The sequence below is a fragment of the Virgibacillus oceani genome (genome assembly GCF_014638995.1).
Lineage (GTDB): Bacteria > Bacillota > Bacilli > Bacillales > Amphibacillaceae > Virgibacillus_E > Virgibacillus_E oceani.
The window spans coordinates 92,995-113,455 of record NZ_BMFR01000008.1 but is presented as its reverse complement, the minus strand read 5'-3'; the positions used below and the strand labels follow the sequence as shown (position 1 = coordinate 113,455).

General features: G+C 38.2%; 18 protein-coding genes and 1 pseudogene. 5 read left to right on the top strand and 14 right to left on the bottom strand.

What is annotated here, in order from left to right:
* Positions 1-299: 299 nt before the first annotated feature.
* Positions 300-2,177, bottom strand: coding sequence for a sensor histidine kinase (locus tag IEV74_RS11310; RefSeq protein ID WP_188455499.1), 1,878 nt, complete (start codon positions 2,175-2,177; stop codon positions 300-302).
* A complete protein-coding gene (locus IEV74_RS11305) occupies positions 2,174-2,860 on the bottom strand; it encodes a response regulator transcription factor (protein WP_188455498.1) in 687 nt (228 codons plus the stop codon). Before IEV74_RS11305 ends, IEV74_RS11310 begins: the two co-directional genes overlap by 4 nt.
* A gap of 224 nt (positions 2,861-3,084) precedes the next feature.
* On the opposite strand from IEV74_RS11305, the gene IEV74_RS11300 reads away from it, so the two are divergent.
* Complete coding sequence (locus tag IEV74_RS11300) at positions 3,085-3,627, top strand: DUF1697 domain-containing protein (protein ID WP_188455497.1); 543 nt, start codon at positions 3,085-3,087, stop codon at positions 3,625-3,627.
* 150 nt (positions 3,628-3,777) lie between these two features.
* On the top strand, positions 3,778-4,212 hold the full coding sequence (gene aac(6') / locus IEV74_RS11295; RefSeq protein ID WP_188455496.1) for an aminoglycoside 6'-N-acetyltransferase: 435 nt from the start codon (positions 3,778-3,780) through the stop codon (positions 4,210-4,212).
* A gap of 160 nt (positions 4,213-4,372) precedes the next feature.
* Here aac(6') and IEV74_RS11290 read toward each other — a convergent pair whose 3' ends face one another.
* On the bottom strand, positions 4,373-5,257 hold the full coding sequence (locus IEV74_RS11290) for a VOC family protein (protein ID WP_188455495.1): 885 nt from the start codon (positions 5,255-5,257) through the stop codon (positions 4,373-4,375).
* 98 nt (positions 5,258-5,355) lie between these two features.
* Positions 5,356-5,790: an SRPBCC family protein gene (locus IEV74_RS11285; protein WP_188455494.1), complete on the bottom strand. Its 435-nt coding sequence runs from the start codon at positions 5,788-5,790 to the stop codon at positions 5,356-5,358.
* Between the two features lie 315 nt (positions 5,791-6,105).
* Here IEV74_RS11285 and IEV74_RS11280 point away from each other — a divergent pair, with 315 nt between their 5' ends.
* Positions 6,106-7,515 (top strand): right-handed parallel beta-helix repeat-containing protein, encoded by a 1,410-nt coding sequence (locus IEV74_RS11280; protein WP_188455493.1) that lies wholly within the window; start codon positions 6,106-6,108, stop codon positions 7,513-7,515.
* Positions 7,516-7,624: 109 nt separating this feature from the next.
* Here the strand turns inward: IEV74_RS11280 and IEV74_RS11275 are convergent, their stop codons facing one another.
* The 8 genes and pseudogenes from IEV74_RS11275 to IEV74_RS11240 form a co-directional block, all read right to left on the bottom strand.
* A complete protein-coding gene (locus tag IEV74_RS11275) occupies positions 7,625-7,783 on the bottom strand; it encodes a hypothetical protein (RefSeq protein WP_188455492.1) in 159 nt (52 codons plus the stop codon).
* A gap of 83 nt (positions 7,784-7,866) precedes the next feature.
* Positions 7,867-9,291, bottom strand: coding sequence for an aspartate ammonia-lyase (gene aspA / locus IEV74_RS11270; protein ID WP_188455491.1), 1,425 nt, complete (start codon positions 9,289-9,291; stop codon positions 7,867-7,869).
* Between the two features lie 173 nt (positions 9,292-9,464).
* The gene (locus IEV74_RS11265) at positions 9,465-9,914 is read right to left on the bottom strand and encodes a PTS sugar transporter subunit IIA (RefSeq protein ID WP_188455490.1); all 450 of its coding nucleotides are present in this window, start codon (positions 9,912-9,914) and stop codon (positions 9,465-9,467) included.
* Between the two features lies 1 nt (position 9,915).
* A complete protein-coding gene (locus IEV74_RS11260; RefSeq protein WP_188455489.1) occupies positions 9,916-10,584 on the bottom strand; it encodes an HAD family hydrolase in 669 nt (222 codons plus the stop codon).
* A 48-nt stretch (positions 10,585-10,632) separates the two neighbouring features.
* Positions 10,633-12,034: pseudogene (locus IEV74_RS11255) on the bottom strand (PTS transporter subunit EIIC).
* A 38-nt stretch (positions 12,035-12,072) separates the two neighbouring features.
* A complete protein-coding gene (locus IEV74_RS11250; protein WP_188455488.1) occupies positions 12,073-13,068 on the bottom strand; it encodes a Gfo/Idh/MocA family protein in 996 nt (331 codons plus the stop codon).
* A 234-nt stretch (positions 13,069-13,302) separates the two neighbouring features.
* Positions 13,303-14,118: a MurR/RpiR family transcriptional regulator gene (locus tag IEV74_RS11245; protein ID WP_188455487.1), complete on the bottom strand. Its 816-nt coding sequence runs from the start codon at positions 14,116-14,118 to the stop codon at positions 13,303-13,305.
* Positions 14,119-14,258: 140 nt separating this feature from the next.
* A complete protein-coding gene (locus IEV74_RS11240; RefSeq protein ID WP_188455486.1) occupies positions 14,259-15,221 on the bottom strand; it encodes a helix-turn-helix transcriptional regulator in 963 nt (320 codons plus the stop codon).
* Positions 15,222-15,331: 110 nt separating this feature from the next.
* On the opposite strand from IEV74_RS11240, the gene IEV74_RS11235 reads away from it, so the two are divergent.
* Together IEV74_RS11235 and IEV74_RS11230 are read left to right on the top strand one after the other, a co-directional pair.
* Positions 15,332-15,811: a GyrI-like domain-containing protein gene (locus IEV74_RS11235; RefSeq protein WP_188455485.1), complete on the top strand. Its 480-nt coding sequence runs from the start codon at positions 15,332-15,334 to the stop codon at positions 15,809-15,811.
* 136 nt (positions 15,812-15,947) lie between these two features.
* Entirely contained in the window at positions 15,948-16,412 is a 465-nt protein-coding gene (locus IEV74_RS11230; protein ID WP_188455484.1) for a DUF8821 family protein, read from the top strand.
* A gap of 158 nt (positions 16,413-16,570) precedes the next feature.
* On the opposite strand, the gene IEV74_RS11225 is transcribed toward IEV74_RS11230, so the two are convergent.
* Both IEV74_RS11225 and IEV74_RS11220 read right to left on the bottom strand, forming a co-directional pair.
* Positions 16,571-18,667 carry a tetratricopeptide repeat protein gene (locus IEV74_RS11225; protein ID WP_188455483.1) on the bottom strand — a complete coding sequence of 699 codons (2,097 nt, stop codon included), beginning with the start codon at positions 18,665-18,667 and terminating at the stop codon, positions 16,571-16,573.
* 299 nt (positions 18,668-18,966) lie between these two features.
* Complete coding sequence (locus tag IEV74_RS11220) at positions 18,967-20,406, bottom strand: glycoside hydrolase family 1 protein (RefSeq protein WP_188455482.1); 1,440 nt, start codon at positions 20,404-20,406, stop codon at positions 18,967-18,969.
* Between the last annotated feature and the right edge of the window lie 55 nt (positions 20,407-20,461).

Below are 20,461 nucleotides of genomic sequence, written 5' to 3'. Positions count from 1 at the left end.
AAAAAGCCATCCATATTCACGACATATAGCGTCATAAATTAGGTGACTCCGCTGTAGAAAAGTTTATTATTAAAATGCAATTATATTGGCAAAATGTGACTAATATATATTTCCTCCCTGCTGACAGGCATTCATATGCGATATGAGTGACCTTTTTCGCTGATTTCAGCCTTGTACGGGCGTTCATAACCGTTCTGTACATTTTAATTTATATAAAAAGAACATACCAACCACTATTTGATTTAGTATGCCTTTTAGCTTGTCAATAAGATTTTCTCTATCAAAAATAAACTACCTACTCATTTTTTATTCAAATAAAAGTAAAACAGCACGCCTTCTTCCGTATTGATTACACCATACTGCGAGCCGTGCAGTTCTAAGATATTCTTTGAAATAGCAAGCCCTAACCCAGTTCCGCCTTTCGAACGCCTGCGAGACGTATCTCCACGATAAAAACGATCCCATATTTTCACTAACTGGTCCTGCGGGATATGGGCTCCTTGATTTTCCACACATACTTTTACACGCTTCTGCTCTTCTATTGTGGAAATCATAATATTTTTATTCTCCGGTGTATAACGAATTGCGTTGGTAATAAAGTTCGTAACAACCTGTTCAATTCGACGTTGATTGGCAACTACCTTAATCCCTGAAAGTTGCTTATAAACATGTAATTGCTTGTTAGCTATTTCTAATGTTAATTGTTCACATATATACTCAATGACCTGGTCAATATAGAAGACATCCATTTTCATTTTATAAGTGCCAGACTCGAATTTTGCCAACTCGAGCATATCGACAATGAGCATATCCATTTTATCTACTTCTTTTGCCATTGCTTTAAAATAATAATCCTTCTTATTACTAGCGACACCATCTTCTAAAATCGAGATGCAGCTTTTCATAATACTTAAAGGTGTCTTTAATTCATGTGAAACACCGGAAATAAATTCTTTACGCGTATTTTCCAGTTGTTTTTCTTTCTCTATATCCTGCTGCAGCTGATTAATATATGAATGCAATGTATGTGACAGTGTATTAATATTGCGTGATAGCGTACCAATTTCGTCTTTTGATGTAATCGGTATAGTCTCTGAAAAATCCAGGTTTGCAATCTTGTTTGTCGTATCGTTTACTTGCAGCAATGGTTTAGCAATCTTTTTTGAATAATAAAATGAAGCTAGAACAACAAGCAGGAGCACAAACAGGATTAGGTATACATAATAATCCTTAAGCATTTGTACTGCTTCATCAACCGGCTGCAAGGATGTCATAGCATAAATATAGGTCGTTTCACCATCCGAATTTTTTATAGGTCTAATAAATAATTTGTATTTGATGTTATTCTGCTCATAGTCTATTGTTTCAGCGGTACTGATATGATTTTCATTAACTAGCAGGTTTACTTGAAATTGTTTTATCCTTTCTATAAACAGACGATTGGTATAAATGGTTGAATTCGCCGCGCCGACTGGTAACTGTAACTTCTTAATCTCCCCCATTAAATAGCTTTGTGTGCTATCTTTTGGAGAAGGTTTAATTGCATCTTGTTCGCGCTCAAGCTTTTCAGATAGCTGTCTACTCGCTATCGCTGCCTGCTTGCTATCTAACTTTTCAGATAGCCTTATACTCTCTATTTCCGCTTGCTTACCATATAATTTTTCTGACAGCAGCTTATTTTCCAACACATTATTCCTGTTTTCTCCCGTAATAATAACTGGAATAAATGTGTCATCCTTTATGATTCCATCAATAAAAATTCGCTTTCCTTCTTCTAAATTAAACCGCAGTCTTTCTATATCTTCTAAACCAGTGAAGCTATATAGGGGGATAGTAATGTCACGATCAGAGAAATCCTTATCCCGAGAACGATCCAAATGAATCTTCACAGAAAAATCGTCCGCATATTTAATCGTTCCTAAACCATCTAAAGTTGTGATCCATGTCTGATTTTCCTGGTAGAAATTCTGCTGCAGCTTTTTAATTGCTGCTACGTCTCCATCTGCTTTTACGTATGCCTTCTCAAAGGATTGAATGCTCGTATTTATTTCTTCTACTTTTTGGTTTGCATAATATTGCTTGAAAAAAATGGTTTGTCCAATATACATCGTTGCTAAAATGAGCATACATAATAATGTGGTTAGCATAAATAACTTTGCTACAATTCCTATTTTCATACGCTTCCCTCAAATTTATAGCCAGCCCGGATAACCGTCACAATATGATTTGCCTTGTCACCCAATTTATGACGCAAATTACGGATATGACTATTGATTGTACGATCATCACCAGCAAATTCATACCCCCAAATTTTAGTGATAAGCTGTTCCCTAGTGATTATAATCCCTGGATTTTGCATTAAATAGGCTAATATTTCAAACTCTGTATGTGTTAAACCTATAGTTACTCCATCTGCGGTCACCGTACGAGAAGGGATATGAACACGGATACCGCTGCTAATTATGGTATCCTCGTTGGGCAGCTTATCTGCATGAGCATATCGGCTTTCTATTAATCGTTTTACCCGTGCCAGCAAAATTGGCGGACTGTATGGTTTTGTAACATAATCATCAGCGCCTAATTCGAAACCAAGTAACGTATCGTCTTCATCCGCACGTGCTGTCAGCATAATAATAGGCACATTGGACGATTTGCGAATTCGTCTGCAAACGGACCACCCATCTAACTCTGGCAGCATGATATCCAAAATCATTAAATGTACTTCCTGTTCTTCAAATTTGGCCAAGGCTTCAATTCCATCAACCGCTTCCAAAACTTCATATCCCGCGTTTAATAAATAGTCCTTAACTATTTCACGTAAAATGTCTTCATCTTCTACAATTAAAATAGTTTTTTGCATTTTTCTCCCTCGCAATGCCAAAAGTTATTACTTATGAAAAGAATATCATAACGATGTAAAGATGAGATAAAGATTCTGGGAAAAGGTGCTGGTGGTGGGACACGGGGTCAGTCCCCTCGTCCCGCAGCTGGGACAGTGAACCCGTCCCATTGCCTACTGTACACATAACCGATTGGGTGCTAGTATACAGGTAATAAATTTAAAAGTTAAAGGAGTATGGCTATATGGTATATGTTGCTCTTCTTCGGGGGATTAATGTTGGGGGAAATAACAAAATTGACATGAAGCTGCTTAAACAAACTTTTGAAAAAGCAGGGATGGATGATGTGGTAACATACATCAATACGGGCAATATTATTTTCTCATACAATGGCACAAATGTAGATCTGCCAGGTATTTTAGAGGAAGCAATCCATCTTGATTTTGGGTTACAAATTAAAGTAGTTGTTCGCAGTTTCGATGAGGTCAGCAGTATCATTAACGCTATTCCCGACACATGGAAAAATGATAAAGAAATGAAAAGCGATGTTATGTTTTTATGGGACGAAGTGGATGATGAATCCGTACTTATGGATTTGACCATCAAACCAACTATTGACACGGTGAAATATGTCCCCGGTGCGATTCTGTGGTCCGTTGACAAGATTAATGTCACCAAAAGCGGAATTTCAAAGATCATTGGGTCAAAGCTATACAAACAGGTTACGGTAAGAAACGTCAACACCGCCCGTAAGATATATAAGCTTATGCAGGATCAAAATGATTAGTTCAATCGGTATTATTTAGTGATGTGTATGTGCAGATAGATGATAAATAAATTTAAGATTGAGACCAAAGTCAGGTAATTCCGTTATAGAGAATGCGGACTAAGACTCACACCGCTTTATCATTACTACAAAAGAATTCGGGGGATTTTTATGCTTAAAAAAGCGACGTTAACGGAGGCAAAAGAGGCTGCTTACCTTGCTTTACTGCTCTGGCCTGGTCACACGTTAAAGGAATTTATACAGGAAATGACATATCTTATTGCTCAACCTGATGCAACTGTGTTTTTAGTTTATCATGGCAATGAAGCAATAGGGTTTGCTCAATGCCAACAGCGGTATGATTATGTTGAAGGAACGAGTTCAAGTCCAGTCGGATATTTAGAAGGACTTTACGTAAAAGAACCTTTTCGTAAACAGGGCTTTGCCAGAAGCTTGGTTCATGCATGTGAGAACTGGGCAAAGAAAAAAGGTTGTGGTGAATTTGCCAGTGATTGTGAATTAGATAATGAGGAAAGCCTGGCATTGCATCTGAAATTGGGATTTAGTGAAGCAAATCGAATTATTTGTTTTAAAAAAACGTTATAGGGCTATATGTGTCTTCCAAACAGTTTCATTTCTAATCCAAAAGGTGGCTCCATTTCTACTGGAACCACCAGCACCACTATTATTTAAAAATGTACCCTCCATATTTGTTTAAACTAATCTAATCAATAGAATTCTTCCAATAAACGGACAAACCACCTTATCATTTTGCCAAACGTGCCTTTTCCAATTCGCTGATATCAATCTTCTTCATCTTCAGCATTGCATCAGAAGCTCTGCGGGATTCATCCTTTGGTCCTTTGAACAAAACCTCTTCCATATTATCGGGTACAACTTGCCAGGAAACGCCAAACTTATCCTTTACCCAGCCGCATTGTTCAGCTTCCGGCACAGCAGAAAGCATGTCCCAGAAATAATCGATCTCTTCCTGGTCCTTGCAATTTACGATTAGCGAAAATGCTTCATTAAAATTAAAGTCTACATCCATCCCATTATCCATTGCTGAAAATTCCATGCCACAAAGATTGAAATCAGCATAGTTCACTTTTGCCTTTGGTGTCTCAGCTTCCCCCGTTTTATATTTGCTGACAACGCCAATTTCTGCCTCCTCAAATATATCTGTGTAGAACGTTATTGCCTCCTCGGTCATTCCACATGATTCACCCGAGAAGAGCATATTTGGCTTAATCTTTTGTGAGGTCTGACCCTCTTTCACAAGCATCAGCTGCCAAGACAGACCATATTTATCCTGGACCCAGCCATACCACCTATTAAAGGGATATTCTCCAAGTGGCATTAATTCCGTTCCCCCATCTATTAATGCCTCCCACTTGCTATTTACTTCTTCCACAGACTCGCAAGCTACCATTAACGAAATGGTAGGATTGAATTTGAAGTAAGGACCCGCACTTATTGCCTGGAATTCCTGTCCCGCCAGTTCAAAGCTTACAAATTCTGAATCACCAGATGGAGTGTCCTCAATAACCGTCACATTTAGCAGTTTTGAATTATCGAATAAACCAATATAAAACTGTGCCGCTTCCTTCGCTTCCTTGTCATACCACAAATGTGGAATTATTTTTTGCATACGATCCCTTCTTTACAATTTATTTTTTGTGCCTAACTTTCTAACCCTAACAGCTATCAAAAGACTTCTATCTGGAAATGCTTGTGATTCTCTCAACTCTAATCACCTTGGGCTGCCTCACTATACTTCTTAAAATTGTCCAAAATCGACTGCCATCCTGTTTGCTGCATCTTAATGGAATTGGTAGTTTCAGCCTCGAATGTTTCCACTACTTTTGTGTCACCTTCCTGACTATTAAATGTAATGTCAACCTTCCTTCCGTCACCCATCGTGTAAGAAATAAACTCATGCTGCCTCACCTCATCATAAACACCGGAAAAATCAAATCCAAAGCTTGCGTCCTTTGCTTCCATGCGTGTAAGGAATTTGCCGCCCGCTCCTAAATCATTTTCTGCTTTTGGCGCATGCCAATCGTCAGAAGCATTCGACCAACGTGTAATGTGCTTTGGCTCCGTCCAATACTTCCATACTTTTTCAACTGGTGCATGAACAATAGTTTCAACCGTTATTGTTTCTTTCTTACTTGTTTCCATCGATGTTAACACCTCACTCCTTTAGATTTAAGTTAATAATATATGTAATAGTTTTAATATTCAAGCTACAGTATAGTGATTTTTATTTTTACGCTCATATGGGACTTTATTAATCTGGTATACCAAACATTTGCGAATAATGACCTTGTACAAAAGTTTACAGGGAGCTAGTAAATCCAGTGGTATCTATCTTTCAAAAACAGCATTCTACATCTTGTCCTAGTTGTTTTAAAAATACCATCATATAGTAATTCTGCGTACCATCATGTATTATAAGATGAACTTAAAAATATATTTTACACGGGGAATGATTTTATGAAAAATACTATTCTTGTCCTTCTTGCTGCATTTGCTATCATAATTGCACTTGTTTTCAATCATACTAACGCAGATGAACAACAGGAAAATGCTAATTTTATATACGTAGCCACAAATGGAAATGATCAAAATAATGGTACAAAAGAAAAACCATTTCGAACGCTGAAAAAAGCCGCCTCAGAAGCAATAGCAGGATCCACCATATTCATCCGAAAAGGAACCTACAATGAAAAGCTTGTCATCAAGCATAGCGGAACAAAGTCAAAACCGATTGCCTTCAAAGCATATGAAGATGAAGAGGTTATTCTTAGCGGTGAGAACCAAAAGGACGTTGAAGGGGATACGTCCATGGTGATGCTAAACAATAAAAACTATATTACCATTGATGGAATAACGATACAGGATTTAACAACAGATTTAACAGACGAAACCGTAATGGGTATTTTTGTAACTGGTTCGAGCAGTCAAATTACGTTAAAAAACAACCATGTACAGCATATTGAAACCTATGCAGATGATGGCAATGGCCATGGGATTGCCATCTATGGTACAGGTCCAATGAAAGACATAACTATTCAAAATAATACTGTGGAGAACTTAAAACTTGGTTCAAGTGAAGCTCTCGTACTCAATGGAAATATCGACGGCTTTAAGGTGGAAAACAATCTCGTTCGCCGAAACGATAATATAGGTATTGATCTAATTGGTTATGAAGGTGTCGCCACTAATGAAAAAGCTGACTATGTACGAAATGGTACCGTAAGCAACAATACGGTTTATGAAATTTCATCGTACGGTAATCCTGCTTATGGGGAGGATTACAGCGCTGGTGGCATTTACATAGATGGCGGAAAAAATATAACCGTCGAAGAGAATACCATTTATAAATGTGACATCGGAATTGAGGCTACCTCGGAGCATGCAGGTAAATATGCCGATAACATAAGCATTATAAACAATATAGTTCACAGTAATTATTACACTGGGATATCGATAGGCGGCTATGATGAAGATCGCGGGGGCACGATTAACTCCACCATTTCTCACAATATAATGTACCGAAATGACACAAAGGGATTATATGGGGGACAGCTCTTGCTGCAGCATGATATAAAAAACAATTTGATTGAAAGGAATATATTGACTGCTGGACCTTCCCGCGTATTTATCGCCAACGAATTTACAACCAATCAAGGTAATAAACTACAAAGGAATGTTTTTCATAAGGAAAAAGGAAAAGATGGTATATGGATATGGAAAAACGAAGAATATATCTCTTTTCCAACGTTTAAAACTGCTTCAAAAAGTGATGAGAAAACCAGTTATTTAGATCCAGGTTATAAAAATGCAGATGAATTTAATTTTGAACTGGAAAACGATTCACCTGCAAGGAAAATTGTTGAATGACTTGAGGAATGACACATGGGGACGGTTCTTTTGCTTCAGGTGACACATGGGGACGGTTCTTTTGCTTCAGAAGCAGAAGAACCGTCCCCATGCTTCACCCCATGCTTCACTAATCACTACCTTTCGATATACCCCTTCCAACCAGATAATCCTGAACGAAGGAAGGCAATAGTCTAAAAAATAATCCTCTATTTTTAAGGTCCAAAAGCCCGGCAATCATAAAACAAATAATACCAACCACTACGATAACAGGATTCTTCTTCCACATTGTTAGTTCCCTCCAAAAATTGATAAGAGGCGGTTCATCTGCCTTCATCATTAGAAAAGAAGCACCAGAACCGTCCCCTTGCCTCACTTCAACAAGCTCGCTCCGGCAATTCCTGGGTGTGTCATTTCATATGGGTCGAGGATTTGGCTTAATTCATCTTCTGTTAGTACACCATATTTCAAGCATAATTCCCGGACTGGCTTTCCGCTTTTGATGGCTTCTGCAGCAATTTGTGCAGCTCTTTCGTATCCAATATGCGGATTTACCGCTGTGATCACGCCAACACTCTTTTCAACATATTCCTTTAATCTACCTTCATTTGCCGTTATTCCTCTTAAACAATGATCTGTAAAGGTACGGAATGCGTTATTCATGACACTGATGGATTGCAGTAAATTAAATACCAAAACAGGCTCCATCACGTTTAATTCAAGCTGACCCGCTTCCGATGCTTGGCTGATTGTATGGTCATTGCCGATAACCTGAAATGCTACCTGATTAATAAGCTCAGCCATAACTGGATTCACTTTCCCGGGCATAATCGAAGAACCAGGCTGTCTGGCAGGTAGTGAGATTTCACCAAGTCCTGCTCGTGGACCGGATGCCATTAAACGTAGATCATTAGCTATTTTCGACATGTTGATCATGCAAATCTTTAATGCTGATGATACCTCTGTATAAGCATCTGTATTCTGTGTTGCATCAACTAGGTTTTCCGTGCCTGTTACAGGAAGACCACTAATTTCAGCAAGATGTCCGCACACACTTTCAATATAATTTTCATCTGCGTTAAGACCCGTTCCAACCGCAGTTGCCCCCATATTTAATTCGTATAAATGCTGGGTTGATTGTTTAATCCGCTTCATATCACGGTTAATGACGCGGCTATACGCTTCAAATTCCTGCCCAAGCCGAATTGGAACAGCATCCTGAAGGTGGGTGCGGCCCATTTTAATTACGTTACTAAACTCGACTCCCTTTTGCTGAAATACAAGATTCATTTCTTTCATGGATAGGATTAATTTATCAACTAGGTTAAGTACCGCAATATGGATCGCCGTTGGAAATGAATCATTGGTTGATTGTGACATATTGACATGGGTATTCGGGCTGCAAAAGGAATAGCTGCCTTTCTCTTTCCCAAGCATTTCAATAGCACGGTTGGCGATTACCTCATTCACATTCATATTGATCGAAGTTCCCGCACCACCTTGGATCGGATCGACAATAACCTGATCATGCCACTTTCCTTCCATTAATTCACTGGCTGCCTTGACAATAGCTTCCCCAACGTCCTCATGTAGACGCTTACTTTCCATATTAGCTAGTGCCGCTGCCTTTTTAACGATTGCCATTGCCTTAATTAATTCTTCATGGATGCGGTACCCTGTTATTGGAAAGTTTTCGACAGCCCGTAATGTTTGAATTCCATAATATGCGTCAGATGGAACTTCCCTTTCCCCTAAAAAGTCTTTTTCAGTACGTGTTGGTCTTGTTGTGACAGTCATTTTTTCCATTCGCCTCTATTCCAATTGTTCTATAAATCTATAAATAATTTCTAGTCTCCGACGCCTATTATAGAACTTAATTAGGAATAATCAAGGGATTGGATTGAAATTTTGGGAAATGGGGACGGTTCTTTTGCTTCCGAAGCAAAAGAACCGTCCCCATGCTTCCCTTGCTATTCCACTGATTCCGTCAAAGTTTCATAAAATTCTTCTGGTGTAGTGGCAGTAAATAATTCCTCCATAATATCTTCATCGCTTAATATAAGCGCCAACTCAGAAATCATAGATAGATGAGATTCTGAATCAGTAGCTGAAAAGGTGATAATTAATTTGATTGGATCAAAATTCTGAGAACCAAAAGCTATTGGAGGGTTTAATGTTGTGAAACTTAGCCCTAGTTCATTTGCACCTGATTCTGGTCTTGTATGTGCCAAAGCAATATGATTTCCTAATACAATATATGGTCCATTCTCCTTCAATACATCTATCATGGAATCTACATACCGAGGTTCAATTGCTCCTTTTTCAAGCAGCCTTTTAGAAGATTTTCGAATGGCATCTTCCCAATCAGCAGAACGCAACCCAATCGTAATATCCTTACTCGTAATTAGTTCCTTAAGCATGTTATTTAACTCCTTTAGGTTCAAAGTCTTTCTTTATTTGTACTAAATCTACTTCCCGCAATGAACTATATTTTGCATAGTAATCAACAAACTCACTATATTTTGTCACTTCATTCGGGATAATAATCGTTTTAATCCCCGCTTTATTTGCCGCGATTAAACCGTTATTCGAATCCTCTATAACAATTGCTGCATCATTCTCTACATGATGCGTTTTAAGTGCTAGATTAAATAGATCCGGAAATGGTTTAATTCTCTTTACATCATCTGCAGTAATCAGAGAATCAAAATAATTTATTAACCCTAATCTTTTTAAATGGGTTTCAGGTTTTTTTCGTTTTGACGAAGTTGCCAGCAGTAATATAAGGTTCTGTTTCTTAATTGACTCTATAAATTCAATTACTCCCTCTTTAGCAGGCAGGTGATTGCTTCGATCCATAAACATACCCATTGTATCAGCGAAAAACTCATCCTCGTCAACATAAATTTCCTTTGTTTTTTCTAATTCACGAAACAAGGCCTTATAATTGGAACCGACACAAACTAAAAATTCACTAATTGCCAATTCATAATTCTTTTTCACATGAAACCAATCTTTATATACTTCATACCAAATAACCTCGGTATCAATAATTACTCCGTCAAAATCCATTATTACAGCTTTTAACATTTTTTGTCTCCTTATGTTAAACAAGATGATTAGTAGTACTATCTACTTTTATTCCTTCTGGGAAAGAATTTTTTCAATTAATTCATCGTATTCTGGTGCATTTAAATAATCATTTATGGCAATATGATGTACATCGGGTTGCTTTTCTTTAACTCGATCCATTAAAGATTCATGCGTAATGATAATATCGCACGCGGCTGGCAAATTGCTGACAGATATGTGAAAGACATCAATTTCTTCCAACCCTGCTTTCTTAATCTTTTTCTTCAAAATAGCAACACCCATTGCACTATCCCAAACCTGCATCACATGCGTACGCGATTTTTTCTACATTTGCATAATTAAATTCTTGAGCATTTTCTTCTTTATTGCTAAACATGCTGGAAACACGACTTTTCTTTCCTTTTAGTTGTTCCATTTGCGATGCAGCATCTTCTAAATCACTGTCATTCTGCGTCTTTTTCATAAAAGGAATGGAAATTAGGAATGTAACAAGTGCAGATGTTAAGATACCCAGGTAAATAGGCAGATGATCTCCAGCCGAACTCATAATTGAAATGGCGATCACACTTCCTGGAGAAGCGATGCCTACCAATCCTACTTTAAATAGGGTAAAAATAAATGTTCCAGCCATCCCCCCTAGTATTAATGGAAGAATTAAAATTGGCCGCATTAATACAAACGGGAAATAAATTTCATGTATACCTCCAAAGAAGTGAATAATGCTTGCACCAGATGCAGTTCCTTTCGTCTTTTTAGTTCCAAAGAACATAAATGCAAGTAAAATACCAAGTCCTGGTCCAGGGTTAGATTCCAATAAGAACAATACAGACTTTCCAAATTCCGACGCTTGCAGGAGTCCTAACGGTGTTAATACCCCTTGACCAATCGCATTATTTAAAAATAATATTTTAGCCGGTTCGATAAAGATAGCAGTAAGCGGTAATAGATTATAATTCATTAAGAAATCTACGCCATTAGCTAAAGCCTGTGTTAATTCTTCTATGACTGGAACAAACGTTATTTGTCCAATGATCGCTAAGGCTGCCCCAATAATCGCTGTTGACAAATTATTAATTAGCAATTCGAATCCAGTTGGTATTTTTTCTTCTATAAAATTATCAAATTTCTTTAATATCCAAGCTGATAGCGGGCCCATTATCATGGCACCAATAAACATCGTGATATCGGTCCCGATAATCAAACCCATTGTAACGACAGCGGCAATAACGGAACCCCTGTAGCCATGTACCATTTTTCCTCCGGCAATGGCAAGTAGCAAAGGTAATAAATAAGTTAAAAATGGTCCAATGAAAGCCGTTAACATCTCATTATCTAATGCAATGGCTAAGGCTGTAATAATCCCCCACGCCATGAAAGCTCCTAAGTTGGGTAAAACCATATTACTTAATTTACTTCCAAAGCTTTGTACCTTTGATTTTAATGACAATTCATTTCATTCCCTTCTGTTGGTTGATTTGGCTTGTATCATAGATTTACTTCTTTGCCTTCAGAAAGTGATCGTTCTATGGCATCTACCACTTTAAGCGATTCAAAAGCTTCATGTGGTGTAATGATCGATTTTGTGTTCGTTGCAATATTATTAATGAACGCCATTAACTCTTCAGCCAGGTCCCCTGATACTTCACCATTTGTATAATACCAATGCCTGGAATCCGGGTATTGAATCCGTTTATCTGTCACAAATCTTACGCCATTATCACTTGAATCAACATAAGCAACACCTTTTGTACCGACAATTTCCACTTTATCGTCTATACTTGTAGGGGAATTTTCAGGCAATACCCAGCATGCCTCTAAACAAGCTATCGCACCATTTTCATACGTAATTATTGCGTAGATAACATCCTGCATATTATGCTCTTTTAATAAGACACTTCTTCCTTTAGCAAATACTTTCTTAGGAGCTGATCCCATATACCAATTAATATAATCAATATCATGAATCATGACATGCATACTTAAGTCTGAAGCCCCAATATATCGTCTGGGACCAATAATTGGACTATTTCTTCTGCAATATAAATGGATAATATCTCCCAATTCATTATCATCAATTGCTTGCTTCACCATATTAAATCTAGGATCAAATCGTAATAGAAAGCCAACAGTAAATACTTTGTCATAATCCTTTGTTATTTCATATAGAGCTTTTCCGTCCTCTAATGTTTTGGCTAACGGTTTTTCCAATAAAATATGTTTTTGATATTGGACAGCTGCTTCTACAGCCTTTCTATGCATATTATCAGGCAGTACGATACTTACCGCGTCAATCTCCGGATCGGATAATAATTCTGTATAATCTTTATAAGCTATACACCCAAATTCCTCTTGAACCTTTTGTCTTCTCTCATCGTTATATTCACAGACTGCAACAAGCTCTACCATAGATAACTTTTGATAAATTTGTGCATGATATGTCCCCATTTGTCCCATTCCAATTACGCCAACTTTTATACTCATCAATACCACCCTATCTCCAATGTTTTTAGAATAAAGCGTTTACAAATTCCGTTTATGAAGTATAACTCCCTTTATTGATTTAATTATGGAGTTTTACTTCAATTTCATTATAACACGTTAATTTTTAATTACAATGCCTTTTATGACTCATTTGAATTTTTAAACAACTTCTAAAGAACAACAGAAAAAAACTGTATAACCTAAAAAGCCATACAGTAATTCAAGGAAAGGTACTTATTCGATTGTTTTGTCCAAAATTGATTTAGCCGTAATCTGGTTCAATTTAACAGATTTATCTTTATTTCGTAAAGCAAATCCTGTTGTTATTATATCTACCACAAGTAACTGGGATACCTTCGCGGATAAGGAACCCCCATCCACAATCGTTTCTTCCATCGACGTGTTCAACACAATATCGGCATTCTTTGCGATCGGAGATAACTTAAAATCGGTAATTACAACGATTTTTGAACCATTCTTTTTTGCAATCATCATGGATTCAAAGACATCCCTCGTTCTTCCGGATAAGCTTAAAACGATAATGACATCTTTATTTGTTGTCAACGATGCCTCCATTGCTTGAAAATGTGAATCTGTAACTGCTTTTGCTGATTTACCAACCCTTAAAAATCCAATTTCCGTTTCTTGCGCTGCTAATCCACTAGCTCCAACACCAAAAATAAGGATCTTATTCGAATTTTCAATTTCTGTGATAGCATTTTCTAACGCATCTTTGTCTAACAAATCTATTGTTGAGGAAATCACTTTACCAAAGTTTCTCGCAACTCGGTCAATATAGGTATCTATGGAAGGAGATTCTTCAGACAAATCATCAGCTGCAATTTGAAGCTTCAAATCCTGATATCCTTCAAATCCAACCTTTTTGCAAAACCTGATTACGGTCGCATCCCCAACACCTACATTTTGAGTAAACGTTTTAATTGGCTGGTATATAATTTTTTTTCCTTCCTTTTTAATATAATCTGCTATTTTTTTTTCTGATTTTGTTAAACCGTGATAACAAGCATCAATCATACTAATATATTTCATCTTCATTCCAACCTTTAGTTTTGCAATTCTAGTATTTTATTTCACTTTATCATACCCGCGATAATTTTGGGAAATGTGGGAAAGCATGGGGACGGTTCTTCTGCTTCGGAAGCAGAAGAACCGTCCCCACGCTTTCACTCTTATTGGCTGAATAAGTATAACCTCTCCTGTAATTCTTCAAGGAACTCCTCTGGCATTTCCCTGACCTTGATATCCCCGCCAAGGAAAAGCAGCCAGTTTGTCGTTTCGGTCAATTCCTCGCGATTAGTAATATTAATAAACAGCTTTAGAATGGCTGTAGTCTGGTAGGGGTTTGTATAGGATAATGAAACCGTTAAAGGATGGTACTTTTTGAACTGTGCAATAGCCTTTGGACCAAGTTCAAGGACAAGATTAAATACTTCCTCCTGCTTGTTTAGTTTTTCTAAAACCTTTTTCCTGCTTAATCTTTTTTTCGTTGGGTATGCTTTGACATTGGTGAGATTGTCGACTGGGAAAGTCTTCTTCTTCTCATCCTGCAGGTCAAAGCCTTCAATTTGCCAAAAGCTTTTTTCACGATAAAGGTGCAAGAGGTAAATTGGATAAGACTTTATTTCCTTCTCTTCCTTGATGGTAATCCATAAATAACTTTCCGAAAGAAGGATTTGGATAAGTTCTTCTAAAATAGGATGGGGCAGGTCTGACAGATCCAGCAGGTCGGGATTGTTCGGATTGGTCCCTTCAAAAAGCAGGATTTGGTTTAAAAGAACGAGGTCATCCTGCTGGTATTCCGAGATGAGTCCTAATAATTTTTCGGCAAGCGAATGACGGCTTTTCAGATAGGGAAGCTGCTGATTTCTTGTGGCCATAAAGGCAATAAAAAGGGCCTTAATCTCATTATCCGTAAAGCGAACAGTTGGCAGGACAGAGTTGTTCATGACAAAATAACCCCCATCCCGTCCAACTTCAGCGACAAGCGGCATTCCCATTGCTTCAATTTCTCTAATATCCCTAATAGCCGTTGAACGAGAGATATTAAATTCCTGCATAATTTCAGAGATTGTAAATTGGGCGCGGTTGTTGATGTAACGCATGATGATATTAATCCGTTGAACTTTTTTCATCGGAACCTCCTAAACAGTGTCACTTTTTGACATGATTTAAGGTTATTATAAACGTATCAAATGAAAAGACAAATCATTTGGTCAATTCTAAAAAAAGGAAGGTTTTGAACATGGCAGATTATAATTTAGAGGAAAAAGAGAGCTTTACCGTTGTAGGTATTGGAACGGAGCTTAAGAGTGACTACACAGACTTTGCCGGCATTAATAAGGAAAAGGCAGACTTTTGGGGTGCTGTCGAACAGGATGGACGGCTCAACATGTTAAAAGATGCAGCTGCAAATGACTACATTTTTGCCGTTAACGAAGCGGTGAACAACAAGATGATGTATTACTGTGGTGTCATGACAGAGGAAACCGTACCGGAAGCATCAAGGGTTATCCAATTTCCAAAAGGGGAATACTTAGTTGTTAAAGGAGAAGAAAAGACCGCTGATGAATTAAGTACTAAGCTTACCGGCATTGCCTTTGGCCAAGTCCTGCCAGAAGCAAAGGACTTCGCCTATGTAGGCGGGCCAAATGCAACCGTTGAGATGGAACAGCGGAGCGGCTCTGTATATGGTGAAATGTGGATACCTGTTGTTAGGAAATAAAGAGAAAGCTTTGATAACTGTTTAGAAGCGATCGCATAAGCAAGTTACTGAAAAATTTAAACAATCGTAGTGTGCCTTGCTTATGCCATCAGCTTCTATGTGATCGATCTAGACTAATATTAAAGGAGAGATGGAAATGTCCTATACCGTTGATTTTAAAAATGTGTCTACAGTTGGGTTAGAGTCTTCACCTGTGGCAGAAGCGCTTGCTGGTTTACGCGCTAATGAAGCCCGTTACTTTATGAACAAATACAAGCATGAATTTACGGTTGTACCAGCCAGCGAAAGCCAGGAGACACTTGATTATGTGAACCAAATTTTGAGTGAAGAACGTGATCTTGAATTTTCAGCCAAACCGTTAGAAACATCGCGTTTTCAAGTGGAAAATATCAAATTCGCCTATGTCTTTTATGAGGATGGTTTAGGCGTCAACGTCATGTATACGGTTGATAATCCCAAGAAGCGAGCTGTTGGTTTTAAGCTTTCTGATGGAATGGAAGTACCAAAGGAATTGGAAGGGAAATTTAAGTTTGCCAGGCAGAAATCTAAACTGGCTGGGACAATTCGCGGGTCGTTTTTTGTGATTAAGGGTGAGTATTAGAGTAGGCAGGGATTGTATATGTTGGAGCTTTCTAGTGAAATGCGGTCCACAGGTCACTCCCAGTAAAAAAAGCGTCCATTATGTGAAATGGATGCTTTTTTTAACCGCTATTTACTTCCAAAACTTCTTTAATTCCTGCACTGCTATTCCTAAACAGATCACCCTATAGTATTCATCAACTCATACTGGCGAAGCTTCAGCTCGAACATGGTAAGTGGATCACGATAGAATTCAGGTGTATCATGCATCTTATTTAACGAATTCTTATGACTTTCAATATCCAGCTGTACCTTATCCATTTTACGATCTAGTTCCTCCAATGATTCTGAGAAAAACCTGCTAATATCCCATTCTATCGACCCCTCAAACAAATCTAATTGCTGCATGAAAGGGGTGATAATATCCTCTGTCACCTGACTATAATCTGCATTTTCAATGTAGTTTTTATATTTACTGTGGAGCATTTCTTTATTTTTAGAAATAGACCCTAATAATTTGCCCGCCCCTTTCAAAAACAACTGGGAAGGGGTATTACGTAACAGAACATTTACCTTTTCAAAGCGCAGCAACCCTCGGGATATCCGTTCTAAGTCCCGCTGCCAATCATCCAGCACCTTAAAGTCACCCTGCAATACAACCTGCTCATCACCATAGTTTTGGTTAATATTCTCACTTAGCTCATTACATGTAATCTGACTGTCTTGAAACTCCTTTTTACAGTCCTCGATCCATTTCTGAACAGTATGCTTCTGATGATTTAAGACATCGTTTTTCATATAGGCAGCAATCCGCTTATTCATCTCTTCATTTAGTTCGATATGAATTTTTGAAAAATCACTGTCCTCCTGAACAAGTTCGGAACAATCTTGTAACAGTTTAGGCAGCTCACGCATCACATGCTGTGTTGAAGATTCTTTTAAAGTACGGAACGAATCTGTCATAACAGTCGCCATTTCTTTCTCCATATCACCTATCTGTTGATGAATATCATGCAGGCTTGTTAGTAAATCTTCATTCCGATTTATTTCTTCCTGTACATCATTTTCCAAGGCTACTCTTTGTTCCAGCAGAAACTCTATAGAGGTTTTAACCAAATCCCGGATTCTTGATGGGCTCGCCACTTCAATATTGTATTCTGCCAGCATAGGCTCTGTGATTTGATATAACTCTTCTGACAGACCTTCTCCTTCTGCCCATGTCTTAATGGAATCAAAAAGCGCTATACCGTCCTTTCTCCCATTTTGATTCGGATTTGAAATTTCAAACTGGTATTCCGCTTCACGGACCAATTCAGCATCAAATAGGGAAGGAAATGTTTCATTCCAGGCAAGTATGGCAGTTGCGGAAATGAAAGAATCTGATTCAGATGAAACATTTAACCAGTTCGCTAAATGGTGCTGCATTAACCCCGAAATGTCCCTGATCAAATACTTTCCGCTAATTAAATCACAGTAACCCTCTTTAAATAAGATTGGGAGTCTATTCCAAACATACGAAGTTTCATCTCTATCATTCAAGAGTAATTGGTTTATCACTTCCAGCCACTCGATATAAAAGTCACTTTGCTCATAGCTTTTCCACAATAGCTCCGTAAAAAGTTCAAATCGGTTAGGATCCAATTGCAGTAAATCTACCAACAATTCATTAAAATAGTTTGGTTCATAGTTAAAAGTCAGCCCTTGTTTGACATACTCTGATAAAACTTCAAACCATGAATGTGACTTTGTACGTATTGCCTCACCAACAGCCAGTTCAACCGCATTACCCCAATCATGAATACCCTCCAAATATTTCCGGGCTATTTTCGTTACATGGGAATAATCCGGATTTAACTTAACAGCATTCATGATTGTATCAACAGCCTTATCCTGATCACCTTGCTGTATATACAATGAAAACAGCTGTAACAAGACCTCCGATTGCAATGCAAGTGATTCGGAATCTACCTGCTTATAAAATCTTTCTGCATCCTCCAGCAAACCCATTTCCAAGTGGGCATCTGCAATATTTTTCTGTGTCCATGGAATGAATTCTTCCTCTAAAGCATGCTGCCATTTGAAAATCGCTGCTTCATAATCATTATTTAAGAAGTATACTTCCCCTTGTGCAAAGCGAATAAAAGATAAATTTGGCTGCGGTTTCTGCATTTCCTCTGTATACATCTCACCCAATATTTTGATAGGCTGTCCTTGTTTGTTTTCACCTATGAATTTTTCATGAAAGGATTTATTAATTAGTTCACTCTCTGTTGCCAAGCTAATCCCCCAAATCATTATTTTCATTTTGATTCTTTAATCCTGATTTACTTAAATATATATCTATTCCTATTCACATCATCCTTGTACCATTCACAAATCATACGTTTCACATAGAATTTCACAGTTACTTACTGTATTCGGATTAAGCCTCAAGTTTATGGGGGCGAGAACAATGTTTAAAACAATAGGGGTCAGTCCACCACTACGCTAATACTTTAGCAAAGTGGGGAACTGCCCCCTTGATTTTCCAATTCATTTCTATAAAAATTTATTTTACAGGATCAGATTTATCAAATTCACAACCTATCCCCATTCGACCAAATCACATCTTTATACCAATAAAAGCTCTTCTTCCTGATCCGCCTCAATTCTTTCTCGTTCAACTCATCCCGGTCCACATAAACAAAGCCATAACGTTTCTGATACCCGTTCAGCCAGCTCAATAAGTCAGTAAACGACCAGGTGCAATACCCGAGTAAATCCACACCGTCTGCAATGGCTGCTTGCAATTGCTCGATATGCTTGCGGATATATTCAATGCGGTAATCATCGTTTATAACATCATTTTCCTCAAGTTTATCGAATTCACCTAACCCATTCTCCGTCACTAATACGGGAAGCCCATAACGGCTTGTGATTCTTCGGAGTCCGATGCGCAACCCGGTTGGATCAATCTCCCAATCCCAATTGGTTGTTTCCAATGCCTCATTGCGCTTCCGTTTGAACAATCCCGCATTGCCATTTTCAACAAAATTACCTTTTTTACCATCGTGGTTTTCCTTGGCATTAACGAATTCCTCATCTAATGGGCTAGCCGTAAAAGTTGCTGTTTGGTAGTAGTTTACCCCCATAAAATCGGGTTTTCCCGCTTTTAATAGCGCTTCATCACCCGCTTCCATTGTTGGTGCCAGATCATATTTTTCAAGATATTTCCAGACCGTTTTAGGATATTCTCCCCAGCCGTACACATCCAGCCACCAATGACTGTTAAAGTCCTCAGCATTTTCTGCTGCCAGAACATCTTCTGGATTACTGGTGTATGCATAGGCAGGTCCATAGGCAAAGCTGGGTCCAATTTTACCGTTTAGAATGATTTGTCTGAACGATTGAATCGCTTTTGCATTGGCCAAATTAGCGATATGATTCGCTTCGTACATACGCTTTCGATCACGTACACCTGGAGGATGGGAGGCTTGTTCATACCCATGACTAATAAATACATTCTGTTCATTTAAGGTAACCCAGTAATTCACTTTATCCTTAAATCGTTCAAACAGCGCCACACAATAATTGTTAAAATCCTCGATGATTTCCCGGGATTCCCAGCCGCCATATTCATCCTGCAAGGCTTGTGGCAGATCCCAATGATATAACGTTACAATTGGCTCGATTTGATGGCGAAGCAGTTCATCAATTAAATTTTCATAGAATTGTATCCCTGCTTCATTGATTTCACCTTTACCAGCCGGGAATATGCGGCTCCAGGATACGGAAAAGCGATACGCCTTCAGTCCCATTTCCGCCATTAATGCCACATCTTCCTTATAGCGGTGATAATGGTCCACTGCTACATTGCCATCTGTACCTTTAAATGTTTTACCAGGAATCCTTACAAAGTTATCCCAAACAGAAGGGCCTTTACCATCTTCATTCCATGCCCCTTCCACCTGATAAGCAGCCGAAGCAGACCCCCATAGGAAATCATTTGGGAATTGATCTAGTTTTGCATGATACATGATCTCAACTCCATTTATTATTGATTAACATATTGAGAAAAAGGAAACGGTCATA